The sequence below is a fragment of the Nocardia sp. NPDC050710 genome, assembly GCF_040654375.1.
Taxonomy (GTDB): domain Bacteria; phylum Actinomycetota; class Actinomycetes; order Mycobacteriales; family Mycobacteriaceae; genus Nocardia.
This window is the reverse complement of record NZ_JBFAHV010000025.1, coordinates 16921-40600: the sequence shown is the minus strand read 5'-3', so window position 1 is coordinate 40600 and position 23680 is coordinate 16921. Positions and strand designations below refer to the sequence as shown.

23 protein-coding genes are annotated in these 23680 nt (G+C 67.4%); 4 read left to right on the top strand and 19 right to left on the bottom strand.

The window, feature by feature from the left end; translation table 11 throughout:
• The first annotated feature begins 29 nt into the window (after positions 1–29).
• The 3 genes from AB0H61_RS31870 (at position 30) to AB0H61_RS31860 (ending at position 3105) form a co-directional block, all read left to right on the top strand.
• Positions 30–1418, top strand: coding sequence for a histidine kinase (locus AB0H61_RS31870; RefSeq protein ID WP_357311443.1), 1389 nt, complete (start codon positions 30–32; stop codon positions 1416–1418).
• A gap of 22 nt (positions 1419–1440) precedes the next feature.
• Positions 1441–2103, top strand: coding sequence for a response regulator transcription factor (locus tag AB0H61_RS31865; RefSeq protein ID WP_357311442.1), 663 nt, complete (start codon positions 1441–1443; stop codon positions 2101–2103).
• Positions 2104–2301: 198 nt separating this feature from the next.
• Positions 2302–3105 (top strand): LLM class flavin-dependent oxidoreductase, encoded by an 804-nt coding sequence (locus AB0H61_RS31860; protein ID WP_357311441.1) that lies wholly within the window; start codon positions 2302–2304, stop codon positions 3103–3105.
• Between the two features lie 61 nt (positions 3106–3166).
• Here AB0H61_RS31860 and AB0H61_RS31855 read toward each other — a convergent pair whose 3' ends face one another.
• The 19 genes from AB0H61_RS31855 to ftsH form a co-directional block, all read right to left on the bottom strand.
• Positions 3167–3814, bottom strand: coding sequence for a vWA domain-containing protein (locus AB0H61_RS31855; protein WP_357311440.1), 648 nt, complete (start codon positions 3812–3814; stop codon positions 3167–3169).
• A gap of 165 nt (positions 3815–3979) precedes the next feature.
• Positions 3980–6538 (bottom strand): ATP-dependent Clp protease ATP-binding subunit, encoded by a 2559-nt coding sequence (locus AB0H61_RS31850; RefSeq protein WP_357311439.1) that lies wholly within the window; start codon positions 6536–6538, stop codon positions 3980–3982.
• A 371-nt stretch (positions 6539–6909) separates the two neighbouring features.
• Positions 6910–7572 carry an anthrone oxygenase family protein gene (locus AB0H61_RS31845; protein ID WP_357311438.1) on the bottom strand — a complete coding sequence of 221 codons (663 nt, stop codon included), beginning with the start codon at positions 7570–7572 and terminating at the stop codon, positions 6910–6912.
• Between the two features lie 172 nt (positions 7573–7744).
• A complete protein-coding gene (locus AB0H61_RS31840) occupies positions 7745–8305 on the bottom strand; it encodes an FHA domain-containing protein (RefSeq protein ID WP_357311518.1) in 561 nt (186 codons plus the stop codon).
• Positions 8306–8623: 318 nt separating this feature from the next.
• Positions 8624–8983, bottom strand: coding sequence for an Lsr2 family protein (locus tag AB0H61_RS31835; protein ID WP_357311437.1), 360 nt, complete (start codon positions 8981–8983; stop codon positions 8624–8626).
• Positions 8984–9098: 115 nt separating this feature from the next.
• Positions 9099–10565: a lysine--tRNA ligase gene (lysS, locus tag AB0H61_RS31830; RefSeq protein ID WP_357311517.1), complete on the bottom strand. Its 1467-nt coding sequence runs from the start codon at positions 10563–10565 to the stop codon at positions 9099–9101.
• A gap of 297 nt (positions 10566–10862) precedes the next feature.
• Positions 10863–11285 (bottom strand): rhodanese-like domain-containing protein, encoded by a 423-nt coding sequence (locus AB0H61_RS31825; RefSeq protein WP_357311516.1) that lies wholly within the window; start codon positions 11283–11285, stop codon positions 10863–10865.
• An 8-nt stretch (positions 11286–11293) separates the two neighbouring features.
• Positions 11294–11890: a cysteine dioxygenase family protein gene (locus AB0H61_RS31820; protein WP_357311436.1), complete on the bottom strand. Its 597-nt coding sequence runs from the start codon at positions 11888–11890 to the stop codon at positions 11294–11296.
• A gap of 205 nt (positions 11891–12095) precedes the next feature.
• Complete coding sequence (locus AB0H61_RS31815) at positions 12096–12893, bottom strand: type III pantothenate kinase (RefSeq protein WP_357311435.1); 798 nt, start codon at positions 12891–12893, stop codon at positions 12096–12098.
• A 31-nt stretch (positions 12894–12924) separates the two neighbouring features.
• On the bottom strand, positions 12925–13401 hold the full coding sequence (gene panD / locus AB0H61_RS31810; RefSeq protein WP_357311434.1) for an aspartate 1-decarboxylase: 477 nt from the start codon (positions 13399–13401) through the stop codon (positions 12925–12927).
• Between the two features lie 13 nt (positions 13402–13414).
• Complete coding sequence (panC, locus tag AB0H61_RS31805; RefSeq protein WP_357311515.1) at positions 13415–14389, bottom strand: pantoate--beta-alanine ligase; 975 nt, start codon at positions 14387–14389, stop codon at positions 13415–13417.
• A gap of 50 nt (positions 14390–14439) precedes the next feature.
• Positions 14440–15390, bottom strand: coding sequence for a DUF2520 domain-containing protein (locus AB0H61_RS31800; RefSeq protein WP_357311514.1), 951 nt, complete (start codon positions 15388–15390; stop codon positions 14440–14442).
• Between the two features lie 125 nt (positions 15391–15515).
• The gene (locus AB0H61_RS31795; protein WP_357311433.1) at positions 15516–16538 is read right to left on the bottom strand and encodes a DUF6779 domain-containing protein; all 1023 of its coding nucleotides are present in this window, start codon (positions 16536–16538) and stop codon (positions 15516–15518) included.
• Positions 16539–16695: 157 nt separating this feature from the next.
• On the bottom strand, positions 16696–17172 hold the full coding sequence (locus AB0H61_RS31790) for a DUF3180 domain-containing protein (RefSeq protein WP_357311432.1): 477 nt from the start codon (positions 17170–17172) through the stop codon (positions 16696–16698).
• Positions 17169–17708, bottom strand: coding sequence for a 2-amino-4-hydroxy-6-hydroxymethyldihydropteridine diphosphokinase (gene folK / locus AB0H61_RS31785; RefSeq protein ID WP_357311431.1), 540 nt, complete (start codon positions 17706–17708; stop codon positions 17169–17171). The genes AB0H61_RS31790 and folK overlap by 4 nt, the downstream gene beginning before the upstream one ends.
• 82 nt (positions 17709–17790) lie before the next feature.
• Positions 17791–18213, bottom strand: coding sequence for a dihydroneopterin aldolase (gene folB, locus AB0H61_RS31780; RefSeq protein WP_357311430.1), 423 nt, complete (start codon positions 18211–18213; stop codon positions 17791–17793).
• Positions 18210–19061 carry a dihydropteroate synthase gene (gene folP / locus AB0H61_RS31775; protein ID WP_357311513.1) on the bottom strand — a complete coding sequence of 284 codons (852 nt, stop codon included), beginning with the start codon at positions 19059–19061 and terminating at the stop codon, positions 18210–18212. Before folP ends, folB begins: the two co-directional genes overlap by 4 nt.
• Before the next feature lie 100 nt (positions 19062–19161).
• Positions 19162–19752, bottom strand: coding sequence for a GTP cyclohydrolase I FolE (folE, locus tag AB0H61_RS31770; RefSeq protein ID WP_357311512.1), 591 nt, complete (start codon positions 19750–19752; stop codon positions 19162–19164).
• Between the two features lie 166 nt (positions 19753–19918).
• Positions 19919–22327, bottom strand: a complete 2409-nt coding sequence (gene ftsH / locus AB0H61_RS31765; RefSeq protein ID WP_357311429.1) for an ATP-dependent zinc metalloprotease FtsH — start codon at positions 22325–22327, stop codon at positions 19919–19921.
• A 405-nt stretch (positions 22328–22732) separates the two neighbouring features.
• Here ftsH and AB0H61_RS31760 point away from each other — a divergent pair, with 405 nt between their 5' ends.
• Positions 22733–23680 (top strand): hypothetical protein, encoded by a 948-nt coding sequence (locus AB0H61_RS31760; protein WP_357311428.1) that lies wholly within the window; start codon positions 22733–22735, stop codon positions 23678–23680.

Sequence of the window (23680 nt, the reverse complement as noted above, 5' to 3'; positions counted from 1 at the left end):
AAACCGGGTCCGCAACATAGGCTGCAAGGGTGAGAGCGCCAGGCATATCGAATCGTGGCTCGGTCGTTTGGGACTGGGGCCTCGCGTTCATCGTCGCGATTGTGCAGGTGGCCGGGGGTCGCGGGGCGAATCTACGGCAGAGCGGCGTGCAATCGCTGGATTGGCTCGGCTACGCGCTGCTGCTGGCCGGACCGATCGCGCTGGTCTTCCGGCGGCAGCATCCGATGGCGGTGCTGCTGGCGGCACTGGCCGCCGCCGGGATCTTCCTGGCGTGCGGCTACGGTTACGGTCCGATCTTCACCTCGCTGGTCATCGCCTTCCTCACGGCGGCGACCGTCGAATCCCGTTGGTGGACATATCCACTGGTTCCGCTCGGATATCTGACGATGGTCTGGCCGCTGCCCGGCCTACTCGGACATCCCACCAACGCATGGCAGCAATTCGGCATCTTGGCCTGGCTGACCGTGCTGGTTCTGGTGGCCGAGGGCATTCGGCAGCGTCATACGGTGCTGGAGGCACGCAGGCAGCGGGCCGAGGCGGCGCGCCGCGATGAGGAGGCACAGCGGGAACGGCGGGCGAGCGAGGAGCGGCTCGCGATCGCTCGCGAGCTACATGATGTTCTGGCACACAGCCTTTCGCTGATCAACGTGCAGTCCGGGGTCGCGCTGGAGCTATTCGACAAGAAACCCGAACAGGCCGCCTCCGCGCTGGCGGCGATCAAGTCGACGAGTAAGGAAGCGCTCGCCGAGGTGCATACGCTGCTGCACACCATCCGATCCGGGGCCGTCACGGGATCCGAATCGGCCGAGCCCGAACCGGATTCGTTCGACGAGACGGTGCGTCCGCGCAATCGTGGCGAGGGCGGCGAGCGTCGCAACGGCCTGCGTAGCGTCGACGAACCCGCCGCCGTCCCGGCACGGCCGGCCCCCGCGCCCAGGGCGCCCACCCCGAGCCTCGAGGATCTGGACGCCCTGCTGCAACGGGCCCGAGCGGCCGGTCTGAACGTCGACACCCGCGTCATCGGCACCCCACAGCCACTGCCCAGCGTGATCGACGTGGCGGCGGGCCGGATCATCCAGGAGTCGCTCACCAATGTGGTGCGGCACGCGCCGGGCGCGAACGCCACCGTCACCGTGCGCTACACCCCGGAGTCGGTGGATCTGACCGTCGACAACACCCGGCCGACCGGAACACCATCGAGGTCCGGTTCGAGCGGCGGCAACGGCATCATCGGCATGCGGGAACGCGCCCACGCGCTCGGCGGTCAGCTCACCGCGGGCCCACGACCCAGCGGCGGGTTCCGGGTCGCGGCCCGCCTGCCGGTGCGGGTCAGGCCGACGCCGGAACCGAGCCGCCGCGCCGAATCCGCGCCGGATACCGTCCCCGCATCGGGCGATTCGACGACGCGGGAGCCGTGATGCGCGCAGGGCGGGAGGTGCGGTGAGCATCCGGGTGCTGGTCGCCGACGATCAGGCACTGGTCCGCGGTGGCTTCGTGGCGCTGCTGAACGCGCAGGACGGCATCGAGGTGATCGGCGAGGCCGATAACGGTGAGCAGGCCGTCCGGATGACGCGCGCCCGGCAACCCGACGTCGTGCTGATGGATATCCGGATGCCGATCCTCGACGGCCTGGCCGCCACCAGGATGATCGCCGAGGACCCCCGGTTGGCGCAGGTGAAGGTGGTGGTGCTGACCACCTTCGAACTGGACGAATACGTATTCGAGGCCATGCGCTCCGGGGCGACGGGTTTCCTGGTCAAGCACACCGAACCCGCCGATCTGGTACGCGCCGTGCGGGTGGTGGCGGCCGGTGACGCGCTGCTGTCCCCCGGCGTCACCCGCCGCCTGATCGCCGAATTCTCGGCGCACGCCAAACAGCCGCCGCCCGCGGCCCTCACCGAGCTCACCGATCGCGAACGCGAGGTGATGACGCTGGTCGCCGAGGGCCTCACCAACGCCGAGATCGGCGAACGCTTGTTCATGAGCCCGGCGACCGCGCGCACGCACGTCAGCCGCATCCTGATGAAACTCGACGCCCGCGACCGAACCCAGCTGGTCGTGATGGCCTACGAATCCGGGCTGGTCCGGCCGGGCTGGCAATAGCCGGGGTCGAGTTATACGCGCCGAGACGTACGGGAAGTAGCGTCGCGCGGCCGATGTTCGGGCGGCGGCGCTCGAACAGGCTTGGGATATGAATATTTTCACCCGACCCGAGACGTTGACCTTGCCGGCCGACCACTATGACGAGATCACCGAGACCCAGTACCGGGAGCGGCTGGCCGTGCTGAAGGAGACCAGGTGATGAAATTCGGCATGGTCGTCACCCCGCGCTCGGCGGCCGCATGGAAGGACGGCGTGCGGGATGCGGAAAAGCAGGGTTACGCAACGGTTCTGCTGCCTGACACGCTGTACACACCGTCGCCACTGCCCGCACTGGCCGTCGCGGCGGCGGTCACCGAGACGGTGCGCCTGCGTCCCAATGTGCTGGCCGCCCCGCTACGACATCCCGCCGCGCTGGCCAGGGAGGTCGCTGCGCTACAACTGTTTTCGGAGGGACGGTTCGAACTCGGTATCGGCGCCGGGCGGCCCGAAGCGGCCGCGGAGGCCGAACGGCTCGCGGTGCCGTGGGGCTCCGCGGCGCGGCGGCGCGAGCAACTATTCGAGGCCGTCGCCGCGGTACGGGCCGCCGTCGACCCGGTCCCGGAGATCATGATCGCGGGTAGCGGTCCGCGCATGCTCGCCGCGGCGGCCGATGTCGCCGACCGCATCCTGCTCGCCGCCATGCCGCAGGCCACCGAGGACGACTTGGCCGAGATGGTGCGCATCGTCCGCGACAACACCGATCGCGATATCCGCTTCACCCATCAACTGGTCGGGCTGGGCGATCAGCTCCCCCACTGGATCAGCCAGCGCCTCGGCCTGACCCCGGCCGGACTGCGCGAGGCCGGCGCCGCCGGACTGCTGGACGCGGACCCGGTGGAAGCCGCACGGGTACTCGACTATCGGAGGGAGAAGTACGGAATCGACGAACTGATCGTCCCCGACGAACTGTCCCGCGCGTTCGCACCGGTCCTCGCGCGATTCGCCTCCGACGCGACCAGCTGAGCGAGAGTCCGCGCTACGCGCTATCCAGTGAGACCGCCGGGCAGCGCGCCCGCGTGCTCGGCTAGGTCTTGTCCGGCTGCGCGGCCTGGCGCTCGGCGTCGGAGAATCCGGTGCCCCACTCCGCGGATGTGGCGGTCTGGCGACGCGTCGAGTAGGCGGCGCCCGCGCGGAAGGCGCCCGCGACGCCGGCGGGGGCGGCGGTGTAGGTGATGGCGCGGCGCGGGTCGAAGCCCATTTGCGAACCGATCTGGACCGCGTCCATATTCGCGCCGAGGAACAGGAAGTCCCAGGAGTACACCTCCTGCTGCTGGGTGATCAGCGATCGCACCGCCTCGTGCGACCATTCCCGGCTGGAGTTCTCATGTCCATCGGTGAGGACGACGACGATAACCGTGCCCGGCCGCTCCGACTCGGGCCGGGCCGCCAGATCCGCGCCGACGTCGGTCACCAGCTTGCCCACCGCGTCATACAGTGCGGTTCCGCCGCGCGGCCGCAGCTCGAGCGGCGGCACCTCGGCGATCGGCCGATTGGTGTAGACACATTCGTATTCGGTGTCGAACTGCGCCAATGTCACCTGAATCGTCTTCGGCAGTGGTCGCTGCTCTTCGATATAGGCGTCGAAGCCGCCCTCGGTATCGGTCTTGATGGACTGCATGGATCCCGAGCGATCCAGCAGAACGGCGAGCAGGGTCAGGTCTGGATTCGTCATCTGTTACCCCCGGTGTGAACGTCGCGAACCCTCTCCACCGTACGCCGCGTCCACTCGTCCGGGCGGGCGCCGCGAGCAGGCCATCACATCCCACCGCGGCAGTGTAGGGACGAGTAAGGCCCACCCCCGGCGGAAGCCGTCAGGGGTGGGCCTTCTCGGTGTGAACTATTCGCCCGCGGCGGCCTCGGTCGAGCCTTCGGCCGCGCCGGTGAGCACGACCTCGGGCTTGCCCTCGGCGGCGGGAGCCTTGGTCAGCTTCGCCTTACCGGTGAAGGTGAACTTGGCGTCCTCGCCCGAGCCCTCGCCGTCCCAGCCCTCGACGTCGACGACCACGGTCTGGCCGGGGCCGATCTCGCCGAAGAGGATCTTCTCCGACAGCTGATCCTCGATCTCGCGCTGAATGGTGCGGCGCAGCGGCCGGGCACCCAGCACGGGGTCGAAACCACGCTTGGCCAGCAGCGCCTTGCCCTGTTCGGAGAGCTCCAGCGCCATATCCTTGTTCTTCAGCTGCTTCTCGACGCGGCCGATCATCAGATCCACCATCATCACGATCTGATCGGTCGTCAGCTGGTGGAAGACGATGACATCGTCGATGCGGTTGAGGAACTCGGGCCGGAAGTGCTTCTTCAGCTCATCGTTGACCTTGAGCTTCATCCGCTCGTAGTTCGAGCCCTCGTTGCCGGACTGCGAGAAGCCCAGACCAACGGCCTTCGAGATATCCGAGGTGCCGAGGTTCGAGGTGAAGATCAGCACCGTGTTCTTGAAGTCCACGGTCCGGCCCTGGCCGTCGGTGAGACGACCGTCCTCCAGAACCTGCAACAGGGTGTTGTAGATCTCCTGGTGGGCCTTCTCGATCTCGTCGAACAGCACGACCGAGAACGGCTTGCGGCGCACCTTCTCGGTGAGCTGGCCGCCCTCTTCGTAGCCCACGTACCCGGGAGGGGCACCGAAGAGCCGCGATGCGGTGAAGCGGTCGTGGAACTCGCCCATGTCGATCTGGATGAGCGCGTCATCGTCGCCGAACAGGAAGTTCGCCAGCGCCTTGGACAGCTCGGTCTTACCGACACCGGACGGACCGGCGAAGATGAACGAGCCGGACGGACGCTTCGGATCCTTCAGGCCGGCGCGAGTGCGGCGGATCGCCTTGGAGACGGCCTTGACGGCGTCCTCCTGGCCGATGATCCGCTTGTGCAGCTCGTCCTCCATGCGGAGCAGACGGGTGGTCTCCTCCTCGGTCAGCTTGAAGACGGGGATGCCGGTCCAGTTGGCCAGCACCTCCGCGATCTGCTCGTCGTCGACCTCGGCCACGACATCCAGATCACCGGAACGCCACTGCTTCTCGCGCTCGGCGCGCTTGGCGACGAGCTGCTTCTCCTTGTCACGCAGCCGCGCGGCCTTCTCGAAGTCCTGCGCGTCGATCGCGGACTCCTTCTCCCGGCGCGCATCGGCGATCTTGTCGTCGAATTCGCGCAGGTCCGGCGGAGCCGTCATGCGACGGATGCGCATGCGCGCGCCCGCCTCGTCGATCAGGTCGATCGCCTTATCCGGCAGGAACCGGTCGTTGATGTAGCGGTCGGCCAGCGTCGCCGCGGCCACCAGCGCGCCATCGGTGATGGAGACCCGGTGGTGCGCCTCGTAGCGGTCGCGCAGACCCTTGAGGATATTGATGGTGTGCTCGACGGTCGGCTCGCCCACCTGGACCGGCTGGAACCGGCGCTCCAGGGCCGCGTCCTTCTCGATGTACTTGCGGTACTCGTCGAGGGTGGTGGCACCGATGGTCTGCAGTTCGCCACGGGCCAGCTTCGGCTTCAGGATCGAGGCCGCGTCGATGGCGCCCTCGGCGGCGCCCGCACCGACGAGCGTGTGCAGCTCGTCGATGAACAGGATGATGTCGCCGCGGGTGTTGATCTCCTTGAGGACCTTCTTCAGGCGCTCTTCGAAGTCACCGCGGTAGCGGCTGCCCGCGACCAGGGAACCCAGATCGAGGGTGTAGAGCTGCTTGTCCTTGAGGGTCTCGGGAACCTCGCCATTGACGATGGCCTGGGCCAGGCCCTCGACGACAGCGGTCTTACCGACACCGGGCTCGCCGATCAGCACGGGGTTGTTCTTGGTACGGCGGCTCAGCACCTGCATGACGCGCTCGATCTCCTTCGAGCGGCCGATGACGGGGTCGAGTTTGCCTTCGAGCGCGGCCTGGGTCAGGTTGCGACCGAACTGGTCGAGCACCAGCGAAGTGGACGGGGTGCCCGCCTCGCCGCGGGAACCGGATTCCACCGGTTCCTTGCCCTGGTACCCGGACAGCAGCTGGATGACCTGCTGGCGCACCCGGTTGAGATCCGCGCCCAGCTTGACCAGCACCTGCGCCGCGACGCCCTCACCCTCGCGGATCAGGCCGAGCAGGATGTGCTCGGTGCCGATGTAGTTGTGGCCGAGTTGCAGCGCCTCGCGCAGACTCAGCTCCAGCACCTTCTTGGCCCGCGGGGTGAACGGGATATGACCGGACGGGGCCTGCTGGCCCTGGCCGATGATCTCCTCCACCTGGCTGCGCACACCCTCCAGCGAAATACCGAGGGACTCCAGCGACTTCGCCGCGACGCCCTCGCCCTCGTGGATCAACCCAAGCAGGATGTGCTCGGTGCCGATGTAGTTGTGGTTGAGCATCCGGGCCTCTTCTTGGGCCAGGACAACGACACGCCTCGCGCGGTCGGTGAACCTCTCGAACATCGCTCCCTCACTCTCCTGCTCAAGCCTTCACTGGCGTCCGACGCTTCAGTGCTGTTGTCCAACCTGTGGTCGTCAGCCTGCCATGAAGCCCGGGGGTTGCGGCCCCCGCCTCCACTCTAGTTGGCAGGGGTTCGAGCCGCCTCCAGTCCACCCTATTGGTGACCAGCGACAGCACGGTCATTCACTCATAACGTGAGCGTTGCGGGTTTCGTTTCCGTGCAGGTTTTGCCTACAGCGAACAACGGTGATCCGACCCCACAACGGCCGGTTATCCGCATCATCCGATACAAACGCCGTGCTCGCCACACTGATTCCTCAGCTCGGCGAGCACGGGGGCGACGGAATCTGGATCCGGATGAATCTTTCTCCGCTCAGTAGGCCCGCTGGGCGGGCAGATGCGGCCGGACCGGCGCGTACGGGGCGCCCTCGTAGTGCCCCATGACCTGCCGCGCGGTGAACCCGTGGCCCTGCGACGCGGCCTGCGGCACGGCGTACTGCCCGGTAGCGGCCACGGTGGCGGCCTTCGCCTCGCCCTTGCCGTGCTGCACCCCGGCGGCGAACAGCGCGCCACACAGCACCAGGAAGGCCAGCGTATGCAGCACCGCGCGAACGATGTTCCAACGGACCCAAGCGGATTCGTAGTCGGCGCGGACCGCGGCCGGGTCACCGATCTGCGCCGGGTCGCCCGCGGCCGCCAGCGCGTCGTTGAGCGGGACGTTCAGTCCCGAGGTGACCGCGAAGGCGATCACGTTGAGCGCCAAGGCGATCCCGATCCAGATCAGCGTGGTGCGGTGATCCTTGCCGAGGTGCAGCGCCGCCGCGAGCACGCTGAACCCGACGGTGCCGAGGAACCCGATCATGAACCACGGGTTGATGATCACCACGTTGATCTTCTGCATCACATCGATGATGGTGCGGTCGTCGGTGCGGTTCAGCGCGGGCATCACCGAGATCGCGTATGCGTAGAAAACGCCTGCGACCAGTCCGGTGGCCAGCACGGCCGCGATGAGAGTGGCGATTCGTAGCGCGGACATGTACTTCTCCTACCTCGGGACCCGGACCTGATCCGATCGCTCGGTCCGGCTTGTCGACTTCGAGTCAACCGGTTTCCCGCGAGACTATCCATGGTTGAGAAGCTCGGCCGCCTAAGCCATCGTCTACGCGCCACTGCGCGGACAGACCAGCCGACGGATTCAGCCGCCTGATTCAGAGGTCCCGATCGGAGATGATGCCGCTCTGCATGGCCAGGAAGGCCAGCCGGACCCGCTTCTGGTTCTGTGGCAGGCTCTCCACGCCGAATTTGGCGAACAGCGCACGCAGGTGGGTCTTGATCGCATCGACGCTGAGGAACAACTCCTCGGCGATCTGCTGGTTGGAGGCCGGGGTCGCGAAGCTGGCGCCGTTCTTGTACGGCCTGCACAGCGCGATCAGCACCGACCGCTGGGTTTCGGTGAGCGAACGCAGCGTGGGGATCGAACCGGTGGCGACACGGGTGGCGTCCTCGGCCACGCTGCCGAAATCATGGAAGGAGACCAGCGAGGTGCCGACCCGGATTCGGTCGCCCGCCATCAGCCGGTGCCTGCCGACGAGTCGCTCGCCGTTGACGAAGGTCCCGTTGCGGGACAGCCCGTCGTCGACGATGGTCCAGTGCGTGCCGAGGTATTCGATCGCCGCGTGCAGGCGCGACACCTCGGCGTCCCAGCTCAGGGTCAAATCGGCCTGGGGGGAACGCCCGATGGTGATGCGCTGCCGGTCCGGAGTCAGCATCAACTCCTGCTGACGGCCCGCGTCATCGGTGAATCGCAACAATGATCCGACGAATCCAGTCACTGTGCCGATACCTCATCTCTCCATACCGCCAGTGACGCCCTTCGCACAGTTTCCATGGTGCCGCGTACGGGTACTACGAGCAAGATCATGCGGCGCCGACCGGCTACCGCCTTCAACTCTGCCACGATTACCCGCCGCCCGGAACGCAGGCCCTCGAGGAGTCGCCGCACGACGCAGTCATATCCGGGTCCTATCAATAAACGAACTGCCGCCCCGGCGTCGCACGATTCGCCCGGACGGCAGCTCAAAAAAGAGTTAGCCCTTCGCGGCCTTGTTGTAAGCGTCGGTGATGTCGGCCGAGATACGACCCCGCGCGGACACCTTGTGCCCATTCCGGCGCGCCCACTCGCGAATTGCGGCACTTTGTTCACGGTCGATCGAGACCCGGCTCTTCGGGCCCGCCGCGGCGCCCGCCGCAGCCTTCACGCGACGGCGACCGCTGACCCGACGCGCACTCGAAACCCACTGCTCCAACTCGTCGCGCAGCTTCGCCGCATTTGCCGACGACAGGTCGATCTCGTACGAGACACCATCGATCGCAAACTCGATGGTCTCGTCCGCGATGGACTCACCGTCGACATCGTCGATCAGGCTAACGGTGACCTTCTTTGCCATGAGATGAACGTCCTCTCGAAATCGTGCGACCCGCATACTAGGCCGATTACCCGAGGCAAGAATACCCCGAATTCAGAAAATTCCAAGACGAGGCTTCGGCTATGCAATCCAGCACTCAGCGAGTGACCGGACGCACAATTGGGAACAGTATCGTTTCGCGGATTCCCAATCCCGTCAGTGCCATCAACAACCGATCGATTCCCATACCCGTTCCGGTTGTCGGGGGCATGCCGTGCTCCATCGCGGCAAGGAAGTCTTCGTCCAGCACCATAGCCTCGTCGTCGCCCGCCGCAGCCAGCCGCGCCTGATCGACGAACCGCTCGCGCTGGATCACCGGATCCACCAACTCCGAATAGCCGGTTGCCAACTCGAAGCCACGCACATAGAGGTCCCACTTCTCGGTAACTCCGCGCTTGCTGCGATGCTGTCGGGTGAGCGGTGAAGTCTCCACGGGGAAGTCACGGACGAAAGTCGGGGCATACAACTTGTCGCCGTACTGGTGCTCCCAGAGTTCCTCTACCAGTTTCCCGTGACCGTAGCCCTTACCCTCGGGAATTTCCAGTCCGACCTGATCGGCGAGAGCCCGCAATTCCGCGACGGTTGTTTCAGGAGTGACCGGAACTCCCAGCGCATCGGACAGCGAAGGGTACATCTCAACGGTTGCCCACTCGCCGCGAAGATCATATTCGGTGCCATCGGCGAGCGTAACCACCTGGGTGCCGAACGCTTCCTGAGCGACTTCCTGCACCAATTCCCGGGTCATCCGAGCCGAGTCGTCATAGGTGCCGTATGCCTCATACGTTTCCAACATCGCGAACTCCGGCGAATGCGTGGAGTCGGCGCCTTCGTTACGGAAGTTCCGGTTGACCTCGAAGACCTTCTCCAGGCCGCCGACCACGCAGCGCTTCAGGAACAGCTCCGGCGCAATACGCAGGAAGAGATCCATATCCAGGGCATTGGAATGGGTGACGAACGGCCGGGCCGCCGCGCCGCCGTGCAGCGTCTGCAACATCGGGGTCTCGACCTCGAGAAAACCACGGCGCTCGAGCGCGTCACGCAGCGCGCGGACTACCGCGACCCTGGTCCGGGCCATTTCCCTGGCCTCGGGCCGCACGATCAGATCGACATAGCGCTGCCGGACCCGCGACTCCTCGTTCATCTCCTTATGCGCCACCGGCAGCGGTCGCAGCGACTTGGCCGACATGGACCAGGAATCGGCCATAACGCTCAATTCGCCCGTCCGTGACGCGATGACCTCACCGTGCACGAATACGAAGTCACCGAGGTCGACATCGGACTTCCAGGCGGCCAGCGCATCGGCGCCGACACCGTTCAGGCTGATCATGGCCTGCAACTTGGTGCCGTCACCCTCCTGGAGCGTGGCGAAACATAGCTTTCCGGTATTACGCAGGAAAATGACGCGTCCGGCGACGCCGACTTGTTGCCCGGTCTGGGTATCCGCGGCGAGGTCGGGATAGGCGGCCCGAATTTCGGCGAGGCTATGCGTGCGCGGCACCACCACGGGATACGCCTCGGTACCCGAATCGAGCAGCCGCGCGCGCTTCTCCCGGCGAATCCGCATCTGCTCCGGAACGTCATCCACTTCCGGGGTCGGGCGGCTGGTTTGCCCCGCGGGAACCGAACCCGCGGAGCGACCGGACGAAGGCGTCTGCGGGGTGCTCACATCGAACTACCCTAGCGGGCACCGGAAATCGTTTTGCGAGCCGCCCGGGCAGTGCAGCCCAGTAACGAATCCGTATCGATTCCCGGCCCGGTCCGACGGCAGGCGCGAACCGGCGCCGCGCCGGGAAATATCCCGGCGCGGTCCGAAACCTATTGCGTCCCCTACTATTTCGAAAATTCCTACGGTGCCGTTAATTTACAGCGCGGCGAGCGAGGCCACCTCGCGGGTGAAGTGCGACGCCCGGATTCCGATGGTGAGCAGCCCGGCCGCCTTCAATGCCTGATACCCGCCGACCAGATCGGTCGCCCGGTGCAGTCCGAGTTCTTGCAGCGAGGCCGCCGCCAAGCTGGAGGTATAGCCCTCCGAGCACAGGACGATCCATTCCACATCGTGATCGCTGGCGAGCGCCAGACGGGCCGAACTGGTCGGGTCGAGCCGCCATTCCAGCACATTCCGCTCGATTACGAGGGCGCCGGGCAGGGTGCCCTCGCGATCGCGCTGAGCCTGCGGCCTGATATCGACCAGAATCGCGCCCCTGGCGAGCGCCTCCGGCAATTCGAAGGCATAGATCCGATTCAGCTGGGCACGCGCGTTCTCGAGCATCTCGTCGATGGTCAAACGGGTCATCAGAAGTCACCTTCGGGCTGGTCGGTGAGGACGGTTCGGGTACGTCGCAGGGTGCCGTGGCCGGTCACCTCGTAGTACGACATGGCGGTGAGCGGCGGCGAATACGCGTGCACGCTCAGGGTCGGATCGAGTGGACCCGCGGATTCCGGGGCGGCGGGCGCGCGCATGACATCGTGCACCCACCCGATCGGGAAAGACGCCTGATCACCAGCGGTCAGGGTGCGACTGCGCAATTCCGTGCCATTCCAGCGGAATTCCGAAAGCGCCCCGCTGAGCACGGTCAGGGCGCCGAGCGAGCCCGCATGGTCGTGCAGTTCGGTGGACTTGCCAGGCGTCCAGCTGATCAGCCAGACGTCGACCTCGTCATCGGCGAGCAGCCGGGTCGCCCAGCGCTCGTCGACGGGCCAGATGCCCTGATGGGGCAGCAGATGGTCATAACGGCCGGCCAATACGTCCTCGGCGCCCTCGTCGGTCAGCCGCAGCAGATCGGCGGGGCGCAGCCGGGTCGGCAGCGCGGACGCCACGGCACGGTCGACCGGCGGGGTAGCCGAGAAGGCGTCGCGTGCGGAATTGAGGGAAAGAACAGAAGAACGCATGAGCGAATCTCCAGGATTTGTGTCAACGGTCGAGGGACGAAGTCAGCCTCGAACGGTCGAGGCAGGATCAGCCTCGACAACACTCCTGGGTGCGCACGCGATTGGACACGGGAGCGAGCATAGCAGCGCCAGGCGGGTGGGCAATAGCCCGCCCGAGGGTGATGTACGCCCCACCCCGGTCCGGTCCACCGATATCGGTCATGGATCAGGCGTTCTTGCGCCGTTGCTGGTTGCGCTCGTAGACCAGACGCAGACCGGTGAGTGTGAGGTGCGGCTCGTGATGGTCGATGGTCTCCGATTCCGGGACGATCAGCGGAGCGCTGAATCCCGTCGCGACCACCGCGACATCGTCACCGGCGAAGGCGTCGAATTCGTCGCGAATGCGATCGACGAGCCCGTCCACCAGGCCGGCGAAACCGAAGACGGCGCCGGACTGGATGGCCTCGACCGTGTTCTTGCCGACCACCGAACGCGGACGCGCCAATTCGACCCGGCGCAATGCGGCCCGCTCGATCAGCGCCTCGCTGGAGATCTCCACACCCGGTGCGAGTACACCGCCGAGGAATTCACCCTTGGCCGAAACCAGGTCGACGGTGGTCGCGGTACCGAAGTCGACGACGATCGCGGCCGTGCCGAAACGATGATGCGCGGCAAGGGTATTCACGATCCGGTCGGCGCCGATCTCCTTCGGATTGTCGACCAGCAGCGGGATGCCGGTTCGCACCCCCGGTTCCACCACCACGTGCGGGACGTGATTCCAGTACCGATCCAGCATCAAGCGCAGTTCGCGCAGCACCGGCGGCACCGTCGAGAGGGCGGCCACACCGATCACCTCCTCCAGCTGCGCGCCGACCAGTCCGCGCACCTGCATGGCGAACTCGTCCGCGGTCAATAGCGGATTGGTGTGCATCCGCCAGTGCCGCACCAGCTTCGCGTGCGCGCCGCTGCCGGAGAACAGGCCCAGCTCGATGCTGGTATTGCGGACGTCGATGGTCAGCAGCATTGCTCAACCGATCCCGGGGTCGCGGTGGTCGTCAGGCGAACGCCGGGGTGGGTGAACCCACGGGGGCGGCAGCCGGCGGAGCCGGCGGGGTGGGTGAACCCAGCGAACGCGGCGAGGTCAGACCCGACCCCTCCGGCGCATGCGCGGGATCCGAGCCGAGTTCGATCGGGCCGTTGTGCTCGTCGACGAAGACGACCTTCGGCTCGTATCCGGCGATCTCCTGCTCGTTCATCATGCCGTAGGCGATCAGGATGACCAGGTCCCCCGGATGCACCAGATGGGCTGCGGCGCCGTTGATTCCGATGACGCCGGAACCGCGCTCACCGGCGATGACATAGGTCTCCAGGCGGGCGCCGTTGGTGATGTCGACGATGCAGACCTGCTCACCCTCGAGCAGATCGGCGGCGTCCAGCAGATCCTGGTCGACGGTGACCGAGCCGACGTAGTGCAGGTCGGCGTGAGTCACGGTGGCCCGGTGGATCTTGGACTTCATCATGGTGCGCAACATCTTCGTCGCCTTCCTAGAGTGCGGCCTGGGCGGGCTGGGATTCGCCCCCGGCCTGCCGGAAATCAGAGACTGTGGGGTGGCCGTCGATCGAGGCGCCGAGGGTGACGGCGATATTGTCGATCAGCCGGGTGGCGCCGACCTTGGCGGCCACCAGGAGTCGGGCGTTGCCACCGGCCGGGGCCGGATCGAGATTCGAGGAACGCAGCTCGAGATAGTCGACCTCGATACCCTCGGCGTTGTCGAGTACCGCGCGGGCGGCGGCCAGCACGCCTTCGGCGCCCAGACCACCCGCATGGCGGCCCGCGGCCAACGCCGCCGACAGAGCCAGCGCCGATTCACGCTGTGCCGCATCGAGATACCGATTGCGGGAGGAAAGCGCGAGACCGTCCGCCTCACGCACGGTGGGCAGCGGCACGATCTTCACATCGAAGTTCAGGTCCCGCACCATCTGCCGGATCAAGGTGAGCTGCTGATAGTCCTTCTCGCCGAAGAAGGCCTCGGTCGGCCGGGTGATCTGAAGCAGTTTGGCCACCACGGTCAGCATGCCCGCGAAATGCGTCGGGCGGCTGGCGCCTTCCAGTTCGGCGCCGAGCGGGCCGGGATGCACGGTGGTGCGCGGGCCGTCCGGGTACATATCGGCGACACTCGGGGCGAAGACCAGGTCGACACCCTCCGCGCGCAGCAGTTCCACGTCGGCGTCCAGTGTGCGCGGGTATTTGTCCAGGTCCTCGTTCGCGCCGAACTGCAACGGATTGACGAAGACCGAGACGATCACGACCTGATTGGTCCGCTTGGCACGGCGCACGATCTCCAGGTGCCCCTCGTGCAGTGCACCCATGGTCGGCACCAGGCCGACGGTGCGGCCGACCCCGCGCAAGGCCTTGACGACCGCGCCGAGCACTTCCGGATCGTGATGCACGGTGAGCTCCCCCGGCCGGTAGGCGCGCTGCTCGATTCGGCGCTCTCGGGGCCCTTCGTGGTTACGCATGCTGCCGCCTCCGGGCCCGTCGATCGCGCCGGGCAATTTCGGATCCATCATCAGCGTCCTTCCAGCAGCTCGATCACGGCGGGATTGGTTTTGGCGCGCTCGGCCGTGCGCAGTGAGAGCGCGCGGTAACCGGCGGCCAAACGGGTATCGACGGCCTCCAGCGCCGCCAAGTGCGCCGCGACGGCCTCCGCGTCACCGCGGGCGACCGGGCCGGTCAGCGCCGCCTGTCCGCGGCGCAGCGCGTTGTCCAGTGCGGCCGAGGCGAGCGGGGCGAGTAGGCGTTCGGCCAGCCCGTTCGGCTGGTCGTCGACCAACTGCTGGCCGAGCAGCCCCGGGCCGGACAGCGCCTCGCGCAGCGCGGCGACCGCGTCCACGATGACCGTGACCAGGTGATTGCTGCCGTGTGCCAACGCGGCGTGATACAGCGTGCGGCTCTCCTCGGGCACCCGCACCGGTTCGCCGCCCATCTCGATCACCAGCGACTGCGCGATCGCGTAGCCGATATCGTCGGCGGCGGTGATGCCGAAGCAGGCATTGCCCAATCGGGCGACATCCTCGTCGTGCCCGGTGAAGGTCATGGCGGGGTGGATCGCCAGGGGCAGTGCGCCCGTCGCCGCCAGCGGTGCCAGGACGGCGACGCCGTTGGCGCCGGAGGTGTGGGCGACGATGGTGCCGGGGCGCACCACACCCGCGCCCGCCAGACCGCGCACCAATCCGGCCAATTCGGCGTCGGGCACCGCGAGCAGCAGCAGTTCGCTGCGTGCCGCGACCGCTTCGACCGGCAGGATCTCGGAATCGGGCAGCCGGGTTCGGGCCCGGTGGACGGACGCGTCGGAGATCGCCGAGACACCGAACACCACATGTCCGGCTCGCTCGAGCGCGGCGCCGAGCGCCGAGCCCACGCGTCCCGCCGAGACGATTCCCACCGTCAGGCGTGCGGGCGCGGGGTCGAAACCTACCGTGTTCTGGTTGGAGCTCTCGGGCGCGTTATCAGGATTCACGCTTCTCGAGGTCAACGTTGTCCTCTCGATGTCGTTCCAGTCCCGCCATGCGGGTACCGGACGTTACGCGTCGAGGATATCGGCCCAGGGTTTGCCGATGCCATGGCCCCCCGGCGTGATCTGCGCTACCTGTGCCCGTTGCCGTTTTCTTCGGACTGGAGATTGGCCATGATCTCGGCGACCGAGAGGCGGCGAGAGGCGTTGCCGGAATCGCCGTTGGTCTCCGCCCGGCGACGCCGACCCGCCGTGCCGACCGTCGGCGCCGCGGTCGGCGTGGTACCTGCCGGGCGCGACGGCGATTCTGGGGCGGCATCCGGTGCGGGCAGGCGCTGTGGAACGGCGGGCGGTTCCTCGGTCTCGGTGAAGGCGTCGGCCCAGCCCACGGGGGCTTGCTGTGGCTGTGCGTAGCCGTTGACATCGATATCGACGTCGGTGGTCTCCGCGTCACGGTAGCCGTCGCCGTCGTAGTCACCGTCGTCGTAGCCGTCGGTGTTGTAGCCGCCGATGTTGTAGCCGCCGATGTTGTAGCCGCCGTTGTCGTAGTCGTCGCCGTCGTAGTCGCCGCCGTCGTCATAGTCGCCGTCGCGCGGCACCACCGAGGTCTCCGCGGTCACCGGTTCGTCGAACGGGCTGGCGAAAAGCGGGGGTTCGGGATGATCGGCCACGAAGACCGGGGTGACACTGCTGCGTGGTTGCTGCGGCAGATGGGGACCCCAGCCGTCGGCATTCACAGAGCTACTGTTCGCCGGATCGGCCGAACTGCTCTCCAGTTCATGGATCCGGGTGGCGTCGGCGCGCAGCGCGGGCCGATCCATCGGTAGCTCACCGTCGAACAGACGCTGCAGACTCTGCCTGAGGACGCTGAGCTCCGCGCGCAGCGCGGCCATCTCGGCCGCATCGGCGCCCACCTCTTCGCGTACCCGCGCCTCGACCCCGAGCTCGTACTCGCGCCGGGCCGTGACCTCGCGTTCCAGCTGCAACTCGTACACCGTTTGCAGATCACGCACCTTGGCCTGGTCGACCGAGGCCTCCTTGCGGAATTTCGTCGCCGCCAGCGCCCCGATCGCGGCCGCCCACAGCGCCGCTACCAGGCCGATCCGGGTGAATTGCAGGCTGTTGCTGAAGACCAGAAAAACGCTGGCAACCACACCGAGCAGAATCAACGCACCGATGAATAATTTTCCCGCTTCGTCCCGTCGTCGACGGGAAGTGCTGATACGGGAGGGTGAAACCATGGACGCCAGGGTAGCTCGGATGGCGCGGCGCGCCCACAAACCCGTCCGGTGATTCCACCCTGAAGCATTGCTAAGTAGTTGCGGGATCATCCGACGGGTCGTCGGGCGCGCGACAGCAATACTCGAGCCACAGTGCCGCAGCAACCAGGGCCACCCCCGCGAGCATCCCGACGACGGCCCCCGGCGAATCGGCGGCGGCCGCGCGCAGGGTGCCGCGCTGCGGAAACACCCAGCACAGGAAGCCGAGCCAGACACCGGCGGCGATCGAACCGACCTGCAGCGAAGCCTTGGCCAGCGCGACCGCCCTCGCCGCGGTAATGGGATGTAGCTGATGGCGGCCGTCGCCGATCTCGTGATCGTTGACTCTGGCCCGGATGACGAAGGCCAGCGCCACCTCGATCGCCGCCACCGGATACAGCGAGGCACCCGCGAAGACCGAGATCGGTGGGAAGCTGCTGTAGGCGACCCGGGTCGCGATCCACGCGGCGATCGCGGCGACCAGCACATTCGCACCCAGATCCAGCACCCGCGTCGGCTTGAGCTTCACGACTGCGCCCCCACCCCGGCCGAACCGGCCAGTGAGAACTCGGTCCGGTGGACCCCGTCACGTTCGGACGCGGGCAACCCGGCGAGCAGATCGCGCGCCGCGCGCACGGCGCCGTCGACCTCCAGTTCGGCCCCGGGCTCCACCTCCAGCCACGGGATCAGCACGAAGGCCCGGTTGTGCGCCTGCGGGTGCGGCAGCGTCAGCTCCGGATCGGCACTGACGATCGCGCGCCCCCCGTCCTCGCACCAGACCACATCGACATCCAGCGTCCGCGCACCCCAGCGCACCTCGCGCACCCGGTCCGCGGCCTGCTCCAGCCGCTGCCCGGCCCACAGCCAGTCATGGCAGCCGAACTCCGGATCCCGCACCAGTACAACGGCATTGAGATAGTCATCTTGCTCGACACCGCCCCACGGCGCGGTGGAGTACACCGAGGAGACCGCCACGACCCGGTCCCCCAGCCCGCGGACGACACTGCGCAGATGCTCGAGCCGATCCCCGAGATTGGACCCGATCGACAGCACCGCGCGACTCATCCGGTCGCCCCCGACCGGACGGCGACAGCAGTCGCGCGACCACTTCGACGCACGACACCCCTTCGGCGACCGGTCCGCGCCGTCACGCGGTGACCTGCCTGGTCCTGGCCGTGACCACCCGGACGTCGGCGAAAGTGTGCGGAATGGGGGCCGACGGCTTGTGCACGACCACCTCGACCGACCGGATGCGCGGATCCGTCATCACGTCGTCGGCGATCTCGGAGACCACCGTCTCGATCAGATTGCGGGGCGGACCCTGCACGATTCGCACGGCCCGTTCGGCCAGTCTGCCGTAGTCCACCGTGGCGGCCAGTTCGTCCGACGCCGCGGCGGCGGCGAAATCCACCGAGATGGTCAGGTCGACGATGAATTCCTGGCCGTCGCGGCGCTCGTGCTCGAAGCAACCGTGGTACCCGAACGCCCGCAGCCCGCGCAGTTCGATGCGGTCGAGTCCGGAACGGGCGGCGACATTGTCGACGGTGTGCGCGACTGACGACTCGTTCATCCGATGGCTCCTTGTGACTGTGCACCCGCTGTCGGGGCCGGACGCGACCCGGCCGCGCGCAGCCAGGCGTCGGTCACGGCAATGGCGTCCAGTGATGCGCGCACGTCGTGCACGCGCACGCCCCATGCACCGTGCAGCGCGGCCAGCGCCGAGACGGTGGCGGTCGCGGTCTCGCGCCCATCCGGCGGGCGTGGGCCCGACTCGTCGGCGAGCAGGGCGCCGAGGAAACGTTTGCGTGAGGCGCCGATCAGGATCGGCAGACCGTTCGCGACCAGCTCCGGTAGCGCGCCGAGCAGCGCCCAGTTGTGTTCGGCATTCTTGGCGAAGCCGAGCCCGGGGTCGAGCAGCAGCCGCGACGGGTCGACACCGGCGGCGACGGCCAGCTCCACCTGCACGGTGAGTTCAGCGAGCACCTCGGCCACCACATCGTCGTACTGATCGGCCGGCCCGGTGTGCCGGTAGTCGGCGCCGGCCCGCCAATGCATGAGAATCCACGGGATATCGGCGGCCGCAACGACTTTCACCATATCCGGATCGGCACGGCCGCCGGAGACGTCGTTCACCACCGAGACCCCGGCGGCGATGGCCGCGGCGGCCACACTCGCCCGCATGGTGTCGACGCTCGCCGGCACGCCCGCGGCGACCAGACCGCGGATCACCGGGGCCACTCTGGCGGCCTCGGTATCGGGATCGATTCGTATTGCGCCGGGTCGGGTCGATTCGCCGCCGACGTCGATGATGTCGGCGCCCGCTTCGTACAGTTCGATGCCGTGCGCCACGGCGAGACCGGGATCGAGATAGCGGCCGCCGTCGGAGAACGAGTCGCTGGTGACGTTCACAACGCCCATCACCACACAGCCGCGCCCGCCGCGCGGGCCGACGTTGCCGACTCGGGTCACCGGCTCACCTCCACGGTGGCCCTCCGGCGTCCGGACACCGCGGACCGCCTCACTTTCGCAGGATGAGATCGAGGGCCTCGGCGCGCGAAGCGGCGTTCGACTGCAGTAGGCCGCGCACGGCCGAGGTGGTGGTGCTCGCACCCGGCTTGCGAATGCCGCGCATCGCCATGCACAGATGCTCGGCCTCCACCACCACGATGGCGCCGCGCGGGTCCAGCTTGCGCATGATGGCGTCGGCGATCTGGCTGGTCAGCCGCTCCTGCACCTGCGGCCGCTTGGCGTATAGGTCGACCAGGCGGGCCAGCTTCGACAGGCCGGTGACCCGGCCGTGCGTGCCGGGGATATAGCCGACATGTGCGACACCGTGGAATGACACCAGGTGGTGTTCACAGGTGGAGTACATCGGAATATCGCGGACCAGAACCAGTTCCTGGTGCCCCTCGTCGAACGTGGTGTTCAGTACCGCGTCCGGCTCCTGGTAGAGCCCCGCGAACGTCTCCCGATACGCGCGGGCGACCCGGCCCGGGGTGTCGATGAGTCCGGGGCGATCCGGATTCTCACCGATCGCGATCAGCAACTCTCGGATCGCGGCCTCGGCACGAGGCTGATCGAATGGCCGACCGGTCTCGAGTGCGACCAGTTCCGGCCTACCCGGCCCCGGTCCCGACCCGTTCCACTCGGCCTCGTCCGATCCGTTGAGCGTCTGGTCGACGATGTCATAGTTGGCCGACAATCGAGGACACCTCCAAAATCTCGGGTACCGGCAATCACTCGGCACCCCGATGGTCGAGCGTAATCGTCAGCTGTCAGTGACGACCGTTCGGTCCATCCCAATCGCGGGGATCGCCCTCTCCCTGCTGGCCCGGCTCGTCGTAGCCGCCACGGTCGTATCCGCGGTCGCTGCCGGGCTGTCCCTGCTGCGGGTTGCTCCACGGCTGGTAGTCGTGCCGCTGCTGCTCGTCCTGGCCGGACCAGCCGCCACCGTAGCCGGACTGCCCGCTCTGCTGCTGTGTCTCCTCACGCGGCGGCCAACCCGGGGCCGACCAGCCGGCCGGGGCACCATAATCCGGACGCGAGCCGTGCGTGCCACCCTGTCGCGGGAAGGCCTGGGTAGGCGCCTGCGGCAGCGGGTAACCACCGCTCGGCGGTGCGGGGTAGCCGTACTGCTGCTGGCCCTGGTACCCCTCCGGCGGGTAACCGTTGGCCGGGGCGGGCTCGCGCTGCGCGGTGGCCGCCGCGGCGGCGGGCAGCGACGGTACGACCGGCTCCGGCGGCCATACCTCGCCGCGCTCGGCGGCCAGCTCGCCCGGGGTCTTCACCGGCGGCTTATCCGACGGGACGCGATCGCCGAAATCGTTGAACGCGGTGATCCGCGGCCGCTTCTCCACCGACGCGAGCAACTGCTCGAGGTCCTTGCGGTGCAGTGTCTCCTTCTCCAGCAGCGCGGTGGCCAGCACGTCCAGCACGTCGCGGTACTCGTTGAGGATGGCCCACGCCTCGGTGTGCGCGGCCTCGATCAGATTGCGCACCTCCTCATCGATGGCGCCCGCGACCTCGTGCGAGTAATCCGAGCCCATGCCCATCGAACGGCCGAGGAACGGGTCACCCTGCTCCTGGCCGTAGCGCACCGCGCCTAGGCGCGAACTCATGCCGTATTCGGTGACCATCGCGCGGGCGATCTTGGTGGCCTGGTCGATATCGGAGGAGGCGCCGGTCGTCGGCTCGTGGAACACCAGTTCCTCGGCCGCGCGGCCGCCCATCGCCATGACCAGGCGGGCGATCATCTCCGAACGGGTCATCAGGCCCTTGTCGTCCTCGGGCACCGTCATCGCGTGACCGCCGGTGCGACCGCGGGCCAGGATGGTGACCTTGTAGACCGGCTCGATATCCGGCATCGCCCAGGCCGCCAGGGTGTGGCCGCCCTCGTGGTAGGCGGTGATCTTCTTCTCGTGCTCGCTGATGATCCGGCTCTTGCGACGCGGACCACCGATGACGCGGTCGACCGACTCCTCCAGCGATTCGCCGGTAATGACGGCGCCGTGCTCACGGGCAGTGAGCAGCGCGGCCTCGTTGATGACATTGGCCAGGTCGGCGCCGGACATGCCGACGGTGCGCTTGGCCAGACCGTCCAGGTCGGCCTCGGGCGAAATCGGCTTACCCTGCGAATGCACCCGCAGGATGGCGCGACGGCCGGCCAGGTCGGGATTACTGACCGGGATCTGGCGGTCGAACCGGCCGGGGCGCAGCAGCGCCGGGTCGAGGATGTCGGGGCGGTTGGTCGCGGCGATCAGGATGATCCCGGTGCGGTCGCCGAAGCCGTCCATCTCGACGAGCAGCTGGTTCAGCGTCTGCTCGCGCTCGTCGTGACCACCGCCGAGGCCTGCGCCGCGCTGGCGGCCGACCGCGTCGATCTCGTCGACGAAGATGATGCAGGGGCTGTTCTGCTTCGCCTGCTCGAACAGGTCGCGCACCCGGGAGGCGCCGACACCGACGAACATTTCGACGAAGTCCGAACCGGAGATGGTGAAGAACGGAACGCCCGCCTCACCCGCGACGGCGCGCGCGAGCAGCGTCTTACCGGTGCCGGGCGGGCCGTAGAGGAGTACGCCCTTGGGGATCTTCGCGCCGAGCGCCTGGTAACGCACCGGGTTCTGCAGGAAGTCCTTGATTTCGTAGAGCTCTTCGACCGCCTCGTCGGCGCCCGCGACATCCGCGAAGGTGGTCTTCGGCATGTCCTTGGACAGCTGCTTGGCCTTCGACTTGCCGAAGCCCATCATGCCGCCGCGGCCGCCGCCCTGCATGCGTGCCATCACGAAGATGAACAGGCCGAGCAGAATCACCATCGGCAGCACGAACAGCAGGATCTGGGTGAACCAGCTCTCCTGTTTGACCACGGTGTTGTAGGGCGCGCCGGACTTCTGCACGGCGTCGAAGACCTGCGCGGAGGTCTCGCTGCCGCCGGGGTACTTGGCGATGATCTTGTTCGAATCACCGGTGGCGTCATTGCCGTTGTTCAGCTCGATCCGCAGCTGCTGCTCGCGGTCGTCGATCTGGACGTTCCTGACGTTGTTCTTGTCGTTGAGCTGACTCAACGCCACCGACGTATCGACGCTCTTCCAGCCGCGCGTGTCATTACCGAAATAGCTGAACGCATAGACCACGAGCAGAATGCCCGCGATTATGGCCAGAGTGCGAAACACTGTCTTGCGGTTCATAGAGCGTCGGCCGGGCGGCCAGTCCTTTCCGGTGTCTCCGGTTCTGCCTAGCGAAACGTCGGGTGCGTAGTTCACGCGACCCGCCATGGCGGTGTCCGATCTCACCCTTCTCCCACCCGCGTACGGGAGGGTTCGGATGCGGACATGCCACGTTACCGCGTACGGTCTACTCGATACATCGCGCAGTTCGGCAGTTGGTGCAGTTCGACAGGTAAACGGCCGGGGAACGACGGTGGTTCCCGAATCCCCGATCCGGCTTACCTCAAGTGGTCACAATCATGGCATGTTCGGCCTATCGTGAGCGACGACACAACATCGCGGCGTGAGCGACGGGCCCGGAGGCGGTAGCTCGCGTATCCACGAAGGGCCCCGGGAGCGCCGCAAATCAGACAGAGCGCAGGGGGTATGGACATAGTCGAGCTACGGACACCCACAGCGATAGTGCGTCACGGCCGGGGGCGATTGATCGTCCTGCGGCCGGGCAGCGACGGCGAGCGTGTGCTCGATGTTCCGGTCACCGACGTGCTCAAGGTGCGGCTGAACCGGCGGGCCGACGATGCGGTCGTCATCGAGATCTACCTGCGCTATCCGACGCCCGTGCTAACCGGCGTGCCCGCCGATCGCACCCCGCTACCGGTGCTGATCGCCGAGCACGATGTCCCCGCGGCGACCGGGATCGTCGACCGGATCAACGACCAGATCCTGAGCACGCAGCGCGTCGATGTGGCCGCCCCCGATCTGAACCCGCCCGCCCCGACCTGGTCCAAGAGCGGACCCGCCCGCGCCGATGTAGACCGGGCCGTTCGCCGGATGACGCCCAGGCGTGAGGCCAAGTCGGCGATAGCCGCTCTGCATCGCTATGTCACGCCCGACGAGTACGTGCTGGAGACCGCGATCGCCGTCGCGCACCCGCCCGCGGGCACCGGGCCGGGGCTGCTGGCCGCGACCACCGGGCGGCTGCTGTTCATCTCCATCGGCACCGGGGCGCGGTTCGCGCATGAGCTACCGATCCCGGCCGTGCTCTGGGCCCGCACCACCGAATGCACCGCGGTCGCGCCGGGAGAGATCGGTTCGGCGCGCGGCGAGACCGGCATCGATGTGCACGACGGCAATGTCACCCTGCACTTCGTCGGCACCGACCGTGCGGATATCGAGCGGGTCACCTGCGCGGTGAACTTCGCGGTCCGGCGCGACTCCGCCGACGGCGCCGCCGGACCGGCCGATCCCGGTGTGGCGCAGCTGTATTCGGAATGGGAACTGCTGGTGGAGCGGCATTCGCTCGGGATGGTGGACGACGCCCAGTTCCAGCGCTACGGCCGCGGCATCCTGCGCTCGCTACCCGACGGTGGATAG